At 75.0% G+C, this 17178-nt stretch carries 14 protein-coding genes and 1 pseudogene; all 15 read right to left on the bottom strand.

Going from position 1 to position 17178, the window contains the following annotated elements:
• Window positions 1–15 precede the first annotated feature (15 nt).
• The gene (locus Q1K26_RS18180) at window positions 16–1494 is read right to left on the bottom strand and encodes a glycoside hydrolase family 71 protein (RefSeq protein WP_300014151.1); all 1479 of its coding nucleotides are present in this window, start codon (window positions 1492–1494) and stop codon (window positions 16–18) included.
• A complete protein-coding gene (locus Q1K26_RS18175; protein WP_300014148.1) occupies window positions 1491–2366 on the bottom strand; it encodes an ATP-grasp fold amidoligase family protein in 876 nt (291 codons plus the stop codon). Before Q1K26_RS18175 ends, Q1K26_RS18180 begins: the two co-directional genes overlap by 4 nt.
• On the bottom strand, window positions 2363–3784 hold the full coding sequence (locus tag Q1K26_RS18170) for a hypothetical protein (protein ID WP_300014145.1): 1422 nt from the start codon (window positions 3782–3784) through the stop codon (window positions 2363–2365). The genes Q1K26_RS18175 and Q1K26_RS18170 overlap by 4 nt, the downstream gene beginning before the upstream one ends.
• Window positions 3777–4997 (bottom strand): hypothetical protein, encoded by a 1221-nt coding sequence (locus Q1K26_RS18165; protein WP_300014142.1) that lies wholly within the window; start codon window positions 4995–4997, stop codon window positions 3777–3779. Before Q1K26_RS18165 ends, Q1K26_RS18170 begins: the two co-directional genes overlap by 8 nt.
• Before the next feature lie 19 nt (window positions 4998–5016).
• Window positions 5017–6153, bottom strand: coding sequence for a glycosyltransferase (locus Q1K26_RS18160; RefSeq protein WP_300014139.1), 1137 nt, complete (start codon window positions 6151–6153; stop codon window positions 5017–5019).
• The gene (locus tag Q1K26_RS18155; RefSeq protein WP_300014136.1) at window positions 6150–7385 is read right to left on the bottom strand and encodes a glycosyltransferase family 4 protein; all 1236 of its coding nucleotides are present in this window, start codon (window positions 7383–7385) and stop codon (window positions 6150–6152) included. The genes Q1K26_RS18160 and Q1K26_RS18155 overlap by 4 nt, the downstream gene beginning before the upstream one ends.
• Before the next feature lies 1 nt (window position 7386).
• Window positions 7387–8838, bottom strand: a complete 1452-nt coding sequence (locus Q1K26_RS18150) for a polysaccharide biosynthesis tyrosine autokinase (RefSeq protein ID WP_300014133.1) — start codon at window positions 8836–8838, stop codon at window positions 7387–7389.
• Window positions 8839–8883: 45 nt separating this feature from the next.
• Window positions 8884–9465: pseudogene (locus Q1K26_RS18145) on the bottom strand (sugar transferase); the annotation flags it as partial.
• A 409-nt stretch (window positions 9466–9874) separates the two neighbouring features.
• Window positions 9875–11272, bottom strand: a complete 1398-nt coding sequence (locus Q1K26_RS18140) for a UDP-glucose/GDP-mannose dehydrogenase family protein (RefSeq protein WP_300014130.1) — start codon at window positions 11270–11272, stop codon at window positions 9875–9877.
• 56 nt (window positions 11273–11328) lie between these two features.
• Window positions 11329–11898 carry a hypothetical protein gene (locus Q1K26_RS18135; RefSeq protein ID WP_300014127.1) on the bottom strand — a complete coding sequence of 190 codons (570 nt, stop codon included), beginning with the start codon at window positions 11896–11898 and terminating at the stop codon, window positions 11329–11331.
• Window positions 11895–12812 (bottom strand): sugar-transfer associated ATP-grasp domain-containing protein, encoded by a 918-nt coding sequence (locus Q1K26_RS18130; protein WP_300014124.1) that lies wholly within the window; start codon window positions 12810–12812, stop codon window positions 11895–11897. Before Q1K26_RS18130 ends, Q1K26_RS18135 begins: the two co-directional genes overlap by 4 nt.
• Window positions 12809–14071, bottom strand: a complete 1263-nt coding sequence (locus tag Q1K26_RS18125; RefSeq protein ID WP_300014121.1) for a 7TM domain-containing protein — start codon at window positions 14069–14071, stop codon at window positions 12809–12811. Before Q1K26_RS18125 ends, Q1K26_RS18130 begins: the two co-directional genes overlap by 4 nt.
• A 152-nt stretch (window positions 14072–14223) precedes the next feature.
• Window positions 14224–14862, bottom strand: a complete 639-nt coding sequence (locus Q1K26_RS18120) for a hypothetical protein (protein ID WP_300014118.1) — start codon at window positions 14860–14862, stop codon at window positions 14224–14226.
• 76 nt (window positions 14863–14938) lie between these two features.
• Window positions 14939–15604 carry a response regulator transcription factor gene (locus Q1K26_RS18115; RefSeq protein WP_300014115.1) on the bottom strand — a complete coding sequence of 222 codons (666 nt, stop codon included), beginning with the start codon at window positions 15602–15604 and terminating at the stop codon, window positions 14939–14941.
• Entirely contained in the window at window positions 15601–17115 is a 1515-nt protein-coding gene (locus Q1K26_RS18110; protein WP_300014112.1) for a HAMP domain-containing sensor histidine kinase, read from the bottom strand. Before Q1K26_RS18110 ends, Q1K26_RS18115 begins: the two co-directional genes overlap by 4 nt.
• Window positions 17116–17178: the final 63 nt, after the last annotated feature.

Raw genomic sequence — 17178 nt, 5'->3', positions numbered from 1 at the left:
CCGCGGCGCCCGACCTCAGCAGCGCCCGAACCGCGGCAGCGCCGCAGGGACCGGCCGGTCGGCGGGCCCGCTCGTGGCGCCCGGGTCGCAGCCGTAGGGATCGGGCGGGTCACTCGCGGTGTACCGGTAGCCCAGGTCCTGCACCACCGGTTCCGCGACGACCGTCCAGGGCGAGTCGACCGACACCACGGTCGCGCCGTCGCGCATCGCCGTCGCGCGGACCGTCCCCGGGGCCAGCGGGGCGTCGAGCGTCGACACCCCCGCCGGCTGCCGTTCGGTCGTCTCCCGCCCGTCGACCTCCACCACGACCTCGGCCGGGGCGGTGAGCATCGCCAGCACCTCGACCTCGTCGCGGGCGGGGCTGCTGTCCTCGCGCAGTTCCATCAGCTCGGTCTGGCCCCCGGTCGGGACGGCGCCCGCGGGGTGGACGCGGTGCGACACGTACAGCACGTCTCGGGTGATCGGCGGCGGCGTCCCGGTGCGGAACCACTCGGTGTAGTGGGCGGTGATGTCCAGCAGCGCCGTGCCGGAGTTCGCCGACGGGGCGAACTGGGTGCCCTCGGCGTAGTCGTTCCAGGTCACCAGCTGCACCCAGTCCGCACCGTCGATCGCCTGTTCCCAGGTGAGCCGCAGGTTCTCGGAGTTGTTCGCCTCGTCGTAGACGCCCTGCGCGGGCCGCGCGTCCTGCACGGAGACCGGCTGCATCCACAGCAGCCCGCGCTCGTGCGCGTCGGCGGCGTAGGCCGTGCCGTCGACGCTGCCGGCGGGGCTGCGCTGGCCCCACCAGGACACGGCGTGGCTGATCGGCGCGAACTCCTCGACGCTCGCGCGGTAGTTCAGGAAGCACGGCACGAACGCCACCTCGACGCCGTGCTCGTCCGCGAGATCGGCCATCCACCCCGCCCACCAGTCGGCCCCGAATCGCTCCGGGTAGAACGGGGAGACCAGCAGGCGCCCGTCGTCGAGGCGGTGCAGCGACGGGTAGCGCAGGAGCTCGCCGACCAGGTCGACCAGCGCCGCCGAGGAGTCCTCGTCCAGGACGGCGCCGTCGGGCATCAGCGCGATCGTGAACCCGGTGTCCAGCTCCGCGGCGGCCCGGACGAGCAGTTCGAGGCGGTCGCGGTAGACCCCGTCGGTGGACAGGATGTCGACGGTGAACCCGTCGATCCCGGCGGACTGCGCCTGGAGGATCTCGACCTTGTAGTTGTCGATCTCCCAGGTGGCCGGCGCCCCGGGCGGGATCGGTGGCGGCCGGTCGCGGAGCAGGCCGCCGTAGGCGCGGTGGCGCCCGTCCTCACCGCCGGGGTCGAGGTACTCGCGGGTGTAGTAGTCCTGCGCGGCGGGCTCGTTGTCCGCGGAGAGCGGGTAGGGGGTGAAGTAGTGCGCGAACACCAGGCGATCCGCGCTCGGGCCGGGCGCCCCGGCGCCGGGTGCGGGCGTGGCCGCGCAGGCCAGGGGGACGAGCAGGGCGAGCAGCAGCGCGAGCGTCCTCATCGGCGGCCTGCAGCCGCGGCGTCCGGCAGCGTCCACATGGACCCGAGCGCGGTGTCGAGCCAGGCCGGGTCGAACGGGGACAGCCCGCCGCTGGGGTAGGGCGTGGTCTCGCCGAACCAGATGGTGTCGCCGTCGTCGTAGAGGTCGATGCGCATGAAGTCGAACGGCTCGCCCAGCGCGGCGGCGGCGGCGACCATCTGCTCGAGCCGCCGCGGACGGGGCACCTCCGGGCCCAGCGGCCAGCGCAGCGTGACCTCCAGGGGCGTCCAGTCCGGCCAGAACAGCCGCCGGCAGTGCCCGGTGAAGCGGCTGGTGTCGACCTGCACGAGTGCCACGCGGCCGCCGAACACGAAGAACTTGTAGTCCATCGGGGGCTCGTCGGACTCGCCGATCCACTCCTCCAGCAGCATCGTCGGCCGGGCCTGGCCGTACGCCCATTCACCCAGCTGCTCGGCCTGGTAGCTGCGCAGCCAGCCCTCGGTGAGCACGGCCAGCTCGTCGACGTCGGGATCCCCGGTACCCAGGTGCACCGTGGCGCTGCGGTGGTTGGGCTTGAGCACCCAACGCTTCGGCAGCTCCAGCGCGGCGATCTCGTGCACGTCCGTGCCCGACCACAGGGTCCGCGCCACCCGCACCCCGGCGTCGCTGCGCCCGGCGTAGTCCTTCATGGCGAGCTTGTCGCATGTCCACGCCAGCCCGGCGCGGCGGTCGCGCAGGATCCGCCAGTTGACCTTCTCGGTGAACCGCTGCGGGTGCCCGAAGCGGGGCATCCGCCGGTGGGCCCTGGTGTAGAGCAGGCGCCGTCGCGCGGCCACCGGCAACGCGTCGAGCACCGCGCGGTAGCTGCGTTCGGCCGTCTCGCGGATCGTCATGTGTCTCCCCCTCGTTCCCGGCGCCCGCTGTAGGCCACCACCGCGAGCGACAGCAGCACGACCGAACCGATGACGGGCGCCAGAGATCCCATCGGTCCGCGGATGAGCCCGAACTGCTGCGTCGCGACGACCGGCGCGAGCACGGCGAGCAGCGAGCCGGGCGCGGTGAGCCACGCGTGGTCCAGCCGCGCCCACAGCGCGCCGAGCGCGACCATGCCGACGACCACGCCCGCGACCCCGAAGTTGAGGTACAGCTCGGCCGACACCGGCAGCGACAGGTCGGTGAAGCCGTAGCCGCGGTACTCGGCGACCGTGATCGACGCCGGAACCGACTTGCCGTCCCAGACCGATCGCGGCACCCAGAACAACAGGGCCGACAGGATCGTCCGCCCCCACTCCGGGCCGCGGTCGCCGACGAAGAGCACGGTGTTGGTCCACTGCTGGAAGCCGTCGAAGTCCGGACCCGCCCAGTCCGCCAGCGAGAACGGGGAGTCCCCGGCCAGTCCCCCGGGCTTGCGCAGCGCATAGAGGATCGGATACGCGAACAGCAGCCCGACCACCGCGGAGCCGGCCAGCGCGGCCCCGGCGCGCACGCTGCGCGGAGCCAGTGCGGCCAACGCGCAGCAGCCGATCGCCGCGAAGCTGATGAACCGCGAGTTGGCCACCGGGTTGCTGTAGGTGAGCAGCATCGCCACTCCCGCCAGCGCGACGACGACCGCCCGCACGGGCCATTCCCCCAGCCGGCTGCGGCGGGCGTGCTCGCGCAGCGCCAGGATCGCGAAGTAGCACCCGACCGTGGCCAGCGCCGCGGGCAGCAGCGTGACCAGCCCGAGGGTGGCCCCGCCACCGTCGGCCGCGACCACCCCGGCCGCGTCGATCGCCGCCGACCGCTCCTGGCGGCTGACGAACAGGCTCGCGAAGCCGCCCCCGGCCCGGGCGGCGAGCGGCAGCAGCAGCACCGCCAGCCCCACCACCACGCCGGCGGCGCGCACGGTGCGAACCGGGTCGAGGTCGGCGACGCGGCGCACCTCCCGGATCGGGAGGTGGGACCCCGCGAGGAACGCCGCCAGCGACAGCAGCACGAGCAGCTGCGCGGACGTCACCGCGTCGCGCATGGCCAGCAGCGAACGGTCGCCCCACGCCACCTGCCCCACCGCGAGCTGGTAGAGCGGGGCCACCCCGAGCCAGGCCAGCGAGAACGCCCAGAACACGAGCTGGGCCAGTCGCGCGCCGCGGTCGAACGCGGCGACCAGACCCCACACGCACAGCGCGACGGTCAGCACGGCGAGCAGCCCGGAGGTCCACGGCCGGATCCCGGAGGCGGCCGGCACCGCCAGCGCGCCCGCGACGGCGACCGCGGTCACCCGGACCAGCGGTGCGCCCACCGGCGTCGGGGCGAGCAGCCGGGTCTCACGCATCGCGCCTCCACAGCAGCAGGATGCGGGCCGCGGCGACGAGGCAGAACACGCCCTCGCCCGCGGCGAACACGACGGTGGCACCCAGCGCGCCGTACGGCACGACCACCGCGACCATCGCCGCGACGCTCACCGCCGACTGCGCGGCCAGCAGCCGCGTGGTGAACCGCTCGTCGCCGAGCATCAGCAGCCCGTGCTGCTGCAGGCACCGGGCCATGGTGCCGGTGGCGACTCCCGCCGCGGTGGCCAGGCCCAGCGCCGGGTCGAGCACGAGCAGGTCCCCGAACAGGATCCGCAGCAGCAGCGGCAACGACAGGTAGACCAGCGCACCGAGCAGCACGCTGACCGCGAGGTCCACCGCGAGCGCGCCGCGCAGCCGGGCCCGCGGGTCTGCACCGAGCCAGGCCACGAGCGCCTGGGAGAACGCGGCGCTGGCGCCCAGCGCAGGCTTCTGGATGCGGTTGTAGGCCGCGAACGGGAACGCCGCGGCGGGCGCCATCGCGGCCACGATCGACACCGAGCCCATCGAGTACAACCCGTGCAGCAGCCGCGACCCGGTGGCCGGCAGCTGCGCGCGCAGGTCGGGAGCGGGCCCGCGCACCGGCACCCGCCAGGTGCCGAGGACGCGCCGCGAGTTCAGGCCCAGCGACAGGACCACCGCGGCGATGAGCAGCAGCGGGTAGACGCCCAGCGGGGCGCCCAGCGCGAGCGCCACCCCGGCCACCACGGTCGCGCCGACGCGCGGCAGCGTGTCGGCGACGACGATGCCCCGGGCGTCACCGGTTCCGGCGTAGAACCACGCCGCGGTGAGCCCGTACCCGGCGAAGGCCAGCCCGGACAGGCCCGCCACCAGCGCGTACTCGCCGACGAGCAGGTAGCCGACCAGGAACGACGCCGGGCCGAGCACGGCGAGCACGCGCAGCCGGCCGCGGATGCTGTCGGCGTAGGCCACCGCGCGCCGGGCCGGCTCGCGCGTCCGGGCCACCAGCGCCGGGCCGAGCAGCGGCCAGCCCAGCGCCACGGCGATGCCGGCCACCGCGCCGACCGACTGCCCGACGGCCGTCGCGACGATCCCCTCCGGGCCCGCGGTGCGCGAGATGACCGGGATGACGACCAGCGGGGTGACCACGGCCAGGACGGGCACGAGCCCGAACGCGCCGATCCGGCGCCCGGCCCGCGCCGCCTGCCGCACGCCGGTCTCCCGCTGCTCGGTCATGGTCGGGGTCCCCGGACGCTCACGCCGCCGCGGCCGTCGGGCGGGGCTCGCCCCGCCGTCGGGTCGCCGACGCCACCGCGACGCGGCGGCCGGTGGCCGTCCGCAGCACGTCGTCGATGCGCCGGGTGAACGCGTCGAGGGAGAACCCCGCCGCGTGCTCCAGGACGGCCCGCCGGTCGAACGAGGGCAGCGAGACCAGCGTGTCGCGCACCGACGCCGCGGTCGGCTCCTCGATCCAGCTGCCCGAGACGCCCTCCACCACCGAGTCCAGGTGCCCCCCGGCCCGCAGCGCGGCCACCGGCGTACCGAACGCGTTGGCCTCCAGCGGGGTCAGGCCGAAGTCCTCGAAGGCCACCGTGACCAGCGCGGTGGCGTGGGCGTAGAGCCAGCGCAGCTCGGCGTCGGACACCAGCCCGAGCCAGCGCACGTTCGGCGCGGGCTCCTCGTCCGGCGTCCCGGAGCCGATCACCACGAGCTCGGCGCCCGGGATCGACGCCACGGCCTCGGCGACCCGTGCGACGTTCTTGTAGCCGCGGGCCCGGCTCACGGTGAGGAAGAAGCCGGGAGCGATCCCCGCGACCGGCGCCTGCTCGCCCGCCGCGTCGATGGTGACCGGCGGGTGCACCACCTGAGCGTCGATGTCGTAGGCCTCCCGGATCCGGTCGGCGACCACGTTCGAGTTCGCCAGGTAGGTGTGCGCGCGCCGGGCGGCGCGCCGGTCCCAGCGCAGCAGGTGGGGGCGCAGCAGTCGCATCGCCGTCCGTTCCGCCGCCCCGGTCAGGTAGATGTCGGGCTGGTGCAGCCAGCGCGGCGGGTTGTGGCAGTACACCACCGTGGGCACGTCCGGCGGGCCGGCCACCCCGTGCGCCCAGCCGCTGCTGCTGATCAGCAGCGCCTCGGCGTCGTCGCTGACGACGGTGCGGTCCCATGCGGGGGCGAGCAGCGGAAGGGCCAGGCGCGGGTCGCGCCGCGCCGGGGCGAGGCGCTGCAGCGGGCCGCAGCGGACGTCGACCTCGGCGAAGTCCGGGTAGGTGCCGGCCGCGTCGTAGAGCGAGGTGTAGAGCGGGGCGCCGGGGTAGGCGCGGCAGAACTGCAGGGCCACGCGCTCGGCCCCGCCCCGCTGGGTGAGGTAGTCGTGTACCAGTGCGACCTTCATGACGTGGCCTCCCGCAGGCTGTCGACGATGTCGGTGAACACCCGGACCGAGTGGCCGGGGTGGAAGTCGGTGGCGCGTACCCGCGCGGCGCGGCCGAGGTCGCGGCGGCGGTGCTCGTCGCGCAGCACGGCGGTCAGCGCGGCGGCGAGCGAGGCCGGGTCGCGCGGGGTGTAGAGCAGCCCGCTGCCCGGCGTGACGATCTCGGCGGGCCCGCCCTCGCCCGCGGCCAGCACGACCCGGCCCCGGGCCATGGCCTGCACGACGACCTGCCCGAACGGCTCCGGCACGGTCGAGGTGTGCACGACGACGTCGTGGGCGTCGACCAGCTCGCGCACCGCGTCGACGTGGCCGAGCAGCTCCGGTCGCGGCCGGTCCATCGCGGCCGCCGCCGCCCGCACCTCACGGTGGTAGTCCTCCTCGCCGAACCAGGGACCGCCGGCGACGGTGAGCTCGAACGGGATCCCGGCCGGGACCAGGCCCGCGGCGTGCAGGCCGAGCAGCTGGCCCTTCCAGCGCGCGATCCGACCCAGCAGCAGCACCCGCGGCACGGCACCGCCGGGACGCGCGACGGGCTCGGTGAAGAACTCGCGCCCGATCACGGGGGGCATCACGTGCACCGGGCGCGCCGACCACAGCGACCACAGCGACCGCGCCGTCCACGCCGAGTTCGCGACGGCGACGTGCCCGGCGGCCGCGACCGCGGCACGGCTCGCGACCGCACGGGCGGCACCGAGGTACGGCGGCCGCAGCCCGTCGCGGACCATCGCGATCCGCCGGACGCGACGCGGCGGCCGGCACAGCGCCGCCAGCACGGCCGCGCGCAGCGTGTTGCACACCAGCACGTCCGCGCCGGAGTCGTCCAGTGCGGCCAGCAGCCGGGGACGGATCCGCGCGGCCTGGTCGCGCAGGGCCGACGCCCCGGCGAGCAACGGCCCGCCGCGACGGACACCGCCGGTGGCCGCTCCGGCCGGGTCCAGCAGGTAGGGCTCGACGCCGCGGCCGCGCAGCAGGTCGGCGAAGGGGCCGTCGTCGAGCAGCGCGACGTCCATGCCTCCGCCGAGCTCGGTCGCGAGGTGGCCGAGGCCGATCTCGGCGCCGCCCAGCTCGGCGGAGTGGTCCAGGGCCAGGACGCGGCGCGGCCGCCGGGCCGGGGCCCGCGACGGGCCGGGCGGCCGGGACGGGGCGGGCGGCGCCGATGCGGCGGGCGACGGCGTGGGTTCGGCGTGGCCCATGTCAGTGCCCCCCGCCGCGGCGCGGCCACGGCGCGGCGATCGGCGCCGGGAGCGGGCCGGCGTCGGCCGCGGGGCGGGCAGCGGGCGGGGCGAGGCCCGGAGCGCCGGCCGTTGGCCGTCCGGTCAGCCACGCCGCCCGCCCGACCGGGGTGCGGCGTGCGGGCAGGTCGACGAGCACGCCGCCGAGCACGCGCGACGACGTCGCGGCGAGGATGTCGACCGACTCCGCGACCTGCGCGTGCGAGGTCCGTCCCCGCCGGCAGACGACGAGCACGCCGTCGGCGGCGGCGGCCAGTGCCATGGCGTCGGTGACCGGCAGCAGCGCGGGCGAGTCGACGAGCACGGTGTCGTAGTGCATCCGCAGGTGCGCGAACAGGGTGCGCAGCGCCAGCGGGGACAACAGCTCCGTCGGATCGGCCGGCAGCGCACCGCTGGGCAGCACGTCGAACCCCGCCGGTACCGGGCGGGAGGCCTGCTCGGGCTCGACGCGTCCGGTGAGCACGTCGGTCAGCCCGATCGCGTCGTCGACGCCGAGCACCCGGGCCAGCGCCGGATCGCGCAGGTCCGCGTCGACCACGAGCACCCGGCTCCCGGCGGCGGCCTGGGCCGCGGCCAGGCCGATCACCGTGCTGGTGCGGCCCTCGCCGGGAACCGCGCCGGCCACCAGCAGCACGCGTGGCGGATCGGTGGGGTCGAGGAACGCCAGGGTGGCCCGGAGACGATGGAAACCCGCCGCCCGGGGGGACCGTCCGTGCAGGGCCACCGGGAGCGGGACGGTGCCGGCGTCGAGCTCGACCGTGGCCAGCGTCGGGACGCCGAGCACCTCGCGCAGCCGCTGTCCCGTGCCGATCGAGGGGTCCATCGCCCGGCGCAGCAGCACCGCGACGATCCCGATCGCCAGCCCGGCGAACAGGCCGACCAGCAGCGCGACCGCCAGGCCGGTCGACGAGGGGCTCGTGGGCACGGTGGCCGGCTGCACGACCTGCGCGGAGACGGGTGCGCCGCCCGCCACGGCGGTCGGCCGCTCGACCTCCTCCACCATGTCGGCCACGACGGCCCCGACGACGTCGGCGACGTGCGCGGCGTCCTGCGGCGAGGTCCCCGTCACGGCCAGCTCGACCAGGACCGAGTCCATCGGGCTGCTGGCGGTGATCCGGTCGCTCACCTGCTCGGGGGTGGCGTCCGTGCCGAGCCGGGCCGCCACCTCGGCGCCCACGCGGGGGCTGCCCGCCAGCTCGACGTAGGACACGACCCGCTGCTGGGACAGCTGCGCACCCTGGTAGGCCGCAGCGGGGTTGTCGGACTGCGTCGAGACGTAGAGCGTCAGGCGGGAGGTGTACTCGGCAGGCCGCACGAGCCACGACACCCCGGCGACCAGCACGGCGGCGAGCACGGCGACGGCCACGACCAGCCACTGCTCCCGCAGGATCTGCACGCTCTCGCGGACCGTCATCGGTCCACCTCCTGGTCGTCGCGAACGGTGTGCCGGCCCGGGGTGTCAGTACGCACCGGCACCGCCCAGGACGGCCCGCGCGGTGCGGGCGAGGATCTTCAGGTCCAGTGCGGGCGACCAGTGCTCGACGTAGGCGAGGTCGAGGGCCACCGCCTCGGTCCAGCTGAGGTCGCTGCGCCCGCTGACCTGCCAGAGCCCGGTCATCCCCGGGCGCACCGCGAGCCGCCGACGGGTGGCGGCCTCGTAGGTCGCCACCTCCTCCGGCAGCGCGGGCCGGGGACCGACCAGCGACATCTCGCCGGTGAGGACGTTGAACAGCTGCGGCAGCTCGTCGAGGGAGAAGCGGCGCAGCACCGCACCGACCCGGGTGACGCGCGGGTCCGCGCGCAGCTTGAACAGCGGCCCGGCGCCCTCGTCGGCGACGCGGAGGGTGTCGCGGAGCTGGTCGGCGTCGACCCGCATCGACCGGAACTTGAGCATCCGCAGGGGCACTCCGTCGCGCCCGACGCGGGTCTGCCGGTAGAACGCCGGCCCGCCGTCGCAGCGCACCGCGAGCGCGATGACCAGCAGGACCGGGGCCAGGACCAGGAGCAGCAGCAGAGCGCCTGCCGTGTCGGCCACGGACTTGAGCGCCCCGCCGATCCCGGTCACGGCGGCCGGGGCCGGGGCCGGGTCGTCGACGGCCGCATCCGCCGGCACGCACCGGCGGGACGGGCACGCCGTGGGCGGCGTCGGTCGGCCGCTCGGACGGCCGGCTGACCGGTGGGCCAGGAGGTCGGTCATCTGGAAGCTCCGCTCAGGTACGAGGGCACGTCCGAGTCGGGAGAGACAAGATCGACCACAACATTCTTGGTGGCCAGGCGTCTCGCCCGGTCGATCGCCCGGGGGGTCACTGGATCAAGAATGCGTACGGCCGGTGATAGGCCCATGAACGCCCGGTGAAGCAAACTTCATGTGACCCGGACCTGTCCGGCAGATGGCGCGCAGACACCGGCGCCCCGGGAGCCGCAGCTCCCGGGGCGCCGGTTCTCCCTGCTCAGGCCGCTGTCGTCGCCGCTGCCGCGCGAGGGGTCGCGACGGGTTCCGGGCGGCCCGGAGCCAGGTAGCGCCATCCCGCCGCCCGCCACGACCCGGCGGGCAACGCGTGCCGGGCGTCGATCACCACCGGCCTCGCCACGACGGCCGCGAGACCGCCGGGATCGAGATCGCGGAACTGCGGCCACTCGGTGGTCAGCAGCACCACGTCCGCGTCGGCGCACGCCGCCGCCACCGAGTCGGCGTAGGTGAGCTCGGGATGGACCCGACGGGCGGTGGGCATCGCCGCCGGATCATGGATCCGGACATCGATACCTGAGCGGTGCAGGGCCGCGGCGACGTCGAGGCCGGGCGAGTCGCGCACGTCGTCGGAACCGGGCTTGAACGACGCACCCAGCACGGCGACGCGGCGGCCGGACCCACGGGCGAGCTCGTCGAGCACCAGGTCGACGGCCCGGGTGCGGCAGCGCAGGTTGACCGCGTCGACCTCGCGGAGGAAGGCCAGCGCCGCGCCGGCCCCGATCTCCTCCGCGCGCGCGACGAACGCCCGGATGTCCTTGGGCAGGCACCCGCCGCCGAAGCCCAGCCCAGGGGCCAGGAAGCGGCCGCCGATCCGCTCGTCGAGCGCGAGCGCCCCGGCGAGGACGGTGACGTCGGCGCCCGCCGCGTCGCACAGCTCGGCCATCGCGTTGATGAAGGAGATCTTGGTGGCCAGGAAGCTGTTGGCCGCGGTCTTGACCAGCTCCGCGGTGGGGAGGTCGGCGAGCACCTCGGGCACGCCCGCGCCGAGCGCGTCGGCGTAGACCTCGCGCAGCGCGGTGAGGGCCCGCGCCGCGCCGGGCGCGTCCGGGCCGCCCTCCAGCCCGAACACCAGCCGGTCCGGGCGCAGCGTGTCCGCCACCGCGTGCCCCTCGCGCAGGAACTCCGGGTTCCACGCCAGGTGGACCTCGGGGCCGGCCGGAGCCGCCTCCCGCAGCGTCTCGGCCAGCTCCGCGGCCGTGCCGACCGGGACCGTCGACTTGCCGACCACCAGGCACGGGCGGCTCAGGTGCGGCGCGAGGGCGGCGACGGAGCCGCGGACGGCGCCGAGATCGGCGCCGAGCCCGTCACTGCGCTGGGGCGTGCCCACGCAGAGGAAGTGGACGTCCGCGGCCGCCGCCTCGGCGGGGTCGGTGGTGAAACGCAGCCGCCCGGTGGCGACGTGCTCGGCCAGCAGCGGTTCCAGGTCCGGTTCCACGAACGGCAGCCGGCCCGCCGCGAGCATCGCGACCTTGTGCGGGTCGCTGTCGAGCCCGACGACCTCGAAGCCCAGCTCGGCCATGCAGGCCGCGTGGGTGGTACCGAGGTATCCCGTACCGATGATGCTGACGGTGCGCACACGGCCCTGACTCACATCCATGCCGCAAGGATGTGGACGGAAGGTGAATGCCACCTGAGGGCTCGATGAGCGGATGCTCATGAGTCCTCGTCGCCGTCGCCGTCGCCGTCGCCGTCGCCGTCGCCGTCGCCGTCGCCGTCGCCGTCGCCGTCGCCGTCGCCGTCGCCGTCGCCGTCGCCGTCGCCGTCGGAGTCGGAGCCGCCGTCGTCACCCACCCGGTCGTCGCCCGTCTGGTCCTCGTCACCCGGCCCGGTGCCGTCGTCGCCACGCCCGGGGAGCGCAGCCGGCTCCTGCGGGTCGTCCGGCCGGGCGGAACCGGCATCGTCGGCTTCCTCGCGGTCCGCGTCCGGCGCCACGGACGAGCCGGAACCCCGGTCCGTGTCGTCCGGGCCTGCGTCGTCCGGGCCTGCGTCGTCCGGGTCTGTGTCGTCCGGGTCTGCGGCCTCGGGGATCAGGCTGGACAACTTCTCCTGCTCGGCGGGTTCGAGCACCACCTCGCGGGTGCTCGTGGGGTCCAGCGCGAGGGTGGGCGCGGACGGTCCGGGCTCGCCCAGCCACACCGCGCCGCCGAGCACCGCACCGGCGCCCGCCGCGACGGCCCAGCGTCCGGCCAACCACGGCCATCCGTGTTCCGGCTGCCAGGTCACGCCGCCACCTCCGCCGGCAGGATGTCGAGCAGTCCCCGGCCCGTCACGTTCTGGATCTGCAGGCCGGGCCGGGCGTTGACCTCCAGCAGCAGCGGTCCGCGGTCGGCGTCGACGACGACGTCGGCGCCGAGGTAGCGCAGGCCGGTGGCGGCCGAGCAGCGCCGGGCGGCTTCGACCACGGTGTCCCAGTGCGGCACCCGGCGGCCGGTCAGCCGGTTGCCGGTGTCGGGGTGCGTGTCGAGCGACTGCCCGCCCATCCACGCCCGCTCGACGGTGCCGGTCGCGAGGTCCACGGCCGCGCCGATCGCCTTCTGGTGCAGGTTGGCGCGGCCCCCGCTCGCGGAGGTCGGCAGCCGCAGCATCGCGGTCAGCGGCTCGTCGTCGACGCAGATCACCCGCACGTCGGGCAGCCCGCGGAACGACATCTCCTCGAGCACCGGGTGGGTGCGGATCAGCGGCTCGACGAACGCGACGTCGTCACCGCGGGGCGAGTACTCGCCGTCGAGGATGCAGCGGACGTGCTCGCGCACGTCGGCGACCGTGATCGCGCGCCCGGACGCGGACTCCCACCCCGAGCCCGCCGCGTCCCGCCGGGCCGCCAGCAGGATGCCCGAACCCCCGAGGCTCTGGCTCGGTTTCAGGGCGAACGAGTCGGGCAGGGCGGACCAGTCGACACGGCCGAGCGCTCGCCTGGAGTCGACGACGAGCAGGGTGTCGGCCACCGGCACGTCGTGCGCGGTCAGCGCCCGCTTCGTCGCCACCTTGTCGTTGACCAGGCGGACGGCCCGCGACGGGTTCGCCCGCGCGATCAGCTGGTTGCGGGCGTTGAGGCCCATGATCCGGTCCCAGCGGCGCACGGCGCGCGCGCGGCGGCGGAGGGTCGGGGTGCTGCGCAGGGGGGTCAGGATGCTCATCGGTTCGTCATCTCCCGGGTCGGGTGGGGGCCGGCGGTCACGGTGGTGTCCCGCGCGGCGGAGGGGATCGGGTCGGTACGGGTCGGCGCGGGAAGGCGCACCGTGTTGCCGTCGACCGGTGCGGGGGCGTCGGGCACGACGGGAGCGTCGTCGGGGCCGCCCCGGCCGAAGCGGACCAGCTCGGTGAGTCGCAGGCCGCGGTAGGTGCCGGCCACACCGGCCCAGACGGCGCAGGCGACGGCGAGGGCCAGCGGTACCGAGGTGGCGAGGTCGCGGACCGTCGGGGCGAGCAGCAGCGCGGTCACCAGCAGGGCGACCGCCGTGGTGGCGACGGCGTCGCGCGCGGCGTCGCGCCAGCCGTCGAGGTCCCAGGTCTCCCAGAGCCGCTCGACCATCACGGCCGTCACGACCACCGGCAGCGCGGTGCCCCAGATCGCGCCGGTGCCCCCGCCCGCGAACTGCGTGATCGCGACCAGCACGACCGAGACCACACCGACCAGCACGGCGAGCCGGGCGACCCGTGGCAACCGGAAGCGCCGCAGCAGCGGCTGCGCCACGAACCCGGCCGTGACGATCACGACCGTCAGTCCGACCCCGGCGACGAGCCCGGCCTGGGTGTAGCCGATCGCGAGCAGCACCGGCGAGAACGTGCCGAGGGTCTGCACGCCGACGAGCACCCGCAGCAGCACGACCACGAGCACCGCGAGCGGGAGCAGGGCCAGCAGCTGCATCGGTCCGAGTGCGGGCGCCTGCGAGAGCAGCGTCGCGAGCGTGGACGGCGCCCGGTCCGCACCGGGGGTGGTCAGCAGCTGCTGCCCCACCTGCACCTGCAGATCGGCGAGCTCCGCGCGGCCCAGCAGCACCGGGTTGGAACGCTCGCTGCGGTCGGTCACCGAGAACCGCACGCTCTGTGGCTGCCCGGCGATCTGCAGGGCCCCGTCGACGACCGGGCGTTCCTCGCGGCCCAGCGAGGAGGCGACGGTGATCGTCTCGGCGCTCTCCAGATCGAAGCCCAGGTCCTCGGCGATCGCGGTGTCGATGGAGGAGGCCGAGGCCCCGGTGTCGATGCGGGCCACGGCCTCGACCGTGCGCCCGTTGGGCCCGGTGATGCGGACGAGCTCCTGCTCACCGATCGTCGCGCCGGCGCCCGAGTTCGACCCGTGGTCCGGGGTGAACAGGACACTGAGCCCGACCACGAGCAGGGCGGCGACGGCGAGCAGGACCTGGATGACGGCGGGGGTGCGGACGTTTCTGTTCACGAGGACGAGCCTGCGCAACACAGATGAAACGTCGGCCCCCTCTTCGATGAAGCGGCTCTCATCCGGGCCCGATCCGGACGAGACGGTCCTCACACACGACGAACGCCCGGCCGGATGTCCCCGGCCGGGCGTTCGTCAGGTCGATCGATCCGTCAGTCCTCCTCGGAGCCCTCGCCGCCGTCCTCGTCGGAGTCGCCGCCGTCGGAGTCGCCGCCGTCGGAGTCGCCCCCGTCGGAGCCACCGTCCTCACCGGAGTCGCCGCCGCTCGGGCTCGCCTCCTCGCCGGAGCCGGACCGGTCCTCGGAGTCGCCGCCACTCCGGAAGCCCTCCTCCCCGCCGTCGGTGTCCCCGCCGTCGGTGTCCCCGCCGGAGTCCTCGCCGGCATCGGAGTCCGACCCATCCGGACCGGCAGCTGCGCCGCCGGCGCCGTCCTCCTCACCGGCGGGCCCCGACGCGGCGGGCGCGCCGGGACCCCCGGTGCCGTCCTCCTCGCCTGCCGGCGCCGCCGGCGCCGCCGGCGCCGCCGGTGCCGCGGTGAGCGGGTCCTCCCCGGGGGCGGGGAGCAGCGGCTGCGGTACGCCGGGCGCGGGCCCCGTGGGCACACCGCCGAGCAGCTCGGGCAGCTCGGGGACCTCGCCGATCGACGTGCCGTCGTTCCCTGCGGGTTGGACGACGGCGGCTCCGCCGTCGAACCAGCCGTCGGCGATGCCCCAGGTGGCCGTGCCCGCGATGAGCGGGAGAGCCAGTACCGACGCGAGCACGCCGCGTTGTCGTCTGATGTTGCTCCTCACCGGTTCCACGCCTCCCATCGTGACGAACGGTCGGGAAGCCGGCATGAAGATCGGATGAAGGTCCCTTCATCCGCGCTCAGCCGCACCGGTACCCCATGCCGCGCACCGTGGAGATCTTGTCGGCTCCGATCTTGCGCCGGAGCTGGCGGATGTAGACGTCGACGACGTTGGAACCGGGGTCGAAGTCGAAACCCCAGACGTGGTCGAGCATCTGCTCGCGCGAGAGCACCTGGCCGGGGTGGCGCAGGAGCATCTCGAGGAGCGCGAACTCCCGCGCGCTCAGGTCGACGGTGTCGCGGTCGTCGGTCCGGGCACGGCGGGTGCGCAGGTCCAGCGACAGTCCGTCCACGCTCAGCAGCGTCACCTCGGCGACCGCGCCCGGGGCGTTGCGCAGCCGCAGCCGGACCCGGGCCAGCAGCTCCTCGAAGCGGAACGGCTTGGTCATGTAGTCGTCGGCGCCGCCCTCCAGGCCGGCGACGGTGTCGCGCACACCGTCCCGGGCGGTGAGGATCACCACCGGCATCGCCATCCGAGCCTCGCGCAGCTCCCGCAGCACCGCGTACCCGTCCCGGCCGGGGAGGCCGATGTCGAGGACCATCAGGTCGTACTGGCCCGACAGGGCGTGGTCGACGGCGGAGTTGCCGTCGGCGACGACACAGGTCAGGAACCCGTTGGCCCGCAGGCCCTTGTCGACGAAGCGGGCGATGCGGTTCTCGTCCTCGGCGATCAGGATGCGGTTCACGCCGTGCCGTCCTCTCGGTCGTCGATGCGTTCGTGGTAGCCGGCGGGCTGGGGCAGGTGGAGCGAGAAGCGGGCGCCCTCGCCGTACACCGACCGCAGCTCGACGTGCCCGCCGTGGCCCTCCGCGATCGCGGTGACGATCGTCAGCCCGAGACCGGCGCCGGTGTGGTTCGCCCGGGCCCCGCCGCTGTGTCCCCGCGAGAACCGCTGGAAGATCGCCTCGCCGTCCTCGGGGCGGACCCCGTTGCCGGTGTCGGCGACCCAGAAGACCACCTCGGTGGCGGTCACCGAGGACCCGAACCGGATCGCGTCCCCGGGCCGGGTGTGGCCGACGGCGTTGTGCGCCAGCTGGATCACGGCCTGGGTCACGCGCTGGCCGTCCAGGCTGCCCGTGCCCTCGGCGATGGACTCCAGCGCCCAGCGCCGGTCCCCGAGCGCCCGCAACTTGGCGTGGATGTCGCTGGTCAGGTCCACCAGACCGACGTCCTCGGCCACGACGAAGTCAGGGCGCTCGGCCTTGGCCAGCAGCAGCAGGTCCTCGACGATCCGGCTCATCCGGTCGAGCTCGTCGGTGCACAGTCGCACGACCTCGGCCCGCTCGGCGGGATCGTCGTCCTCGACGAACTCCAGGTTGCCCCGGATGATCGTGATCGGGGTGCGGAGCTCGTGGCTGGCGTCGTCGAGGAACTGCCGTTGCGCCCCGAACGCGTGCTCCAGCCGGTCCAGCATGCCGTTGAACTGCGCGGAGAGTGCCGCGATGTCGTCGTGACCCTCGACCGGGATGCGCTCGGTGAGGTCGTCGTGGCTGATCTGCGCCGCGGCGCGGCGGACGAGGTTGACCGGCTCCAGGATCTGCCCCGACACCACCCACGACGCGATCGCCGCGACCACCAGCCCGATCGCGCTGACCAGCACGAGCGTGCGGATCGTCTCGTCGATCTCCCGGGTCTCCCGGTCGATCGCGTAGGCGACGACGAAGGTGCCGTCCGGGTTGCCCGCGTCGTCGACGATCGGCACCTTGATCCAGCGCAGCTGCCCGTCGCGGGTCGCGAGCACGTCCGTGACCGCCGGGTTGTCCACGATCTGCTGCCACCGGTTGTCCCGCTCGGCCAGCGCGATGGCCTCCCGGCCCCGCTGGGGCACGATCGCCCCCTCCCGGGTGATGCCCAGCACGATCTCGTCGTCGTCGAGGTACTGGCGCGAGATGTGGCGCTCCAGCAGCTCGGTCCCGTTCTCGTAGCGGGTGCCCGTGTCCTGGTCGACACCCGCCGCCGCGAACTGCTTGAACTCCTCGGCCTCCTGGTTCAGCGCCTCGGTGGCGTCGCTGTGCGCCTCGGCCACCAGCAGGTTGCGCGTGACGACCACGACGGTGACCAGCGCGACCAGCAGGAGCAGCACGAGCCACGCCATGATCCGTAGCCGGGCCGGGACGACGAGCCTGCGCCGGGCGGCGCCGCGGTGGGGAACCTCCTTCGAGGCCCTCAGCCTGCGTGTCGAGACATGCGTCAGCACCGGCCGTCCGGGATCGACCGGCGGCGCGCTCCGCACGTGCTCCTCGTAGGACACAGTTCCTGC

Source organism: Pseudonocardia sp. (assembly GCF_029263155.1).
Classification (GTDB): Bacteria; Actinomycetota; Actinomycetes; order Mycobacteriales; family Pseudonocardiaceae; genus Pseudonocardia.
Note: the sequence above shows the minus strand (reverse complement) of the source record. Positions and strands in the feature narration are given on the sequence as shown.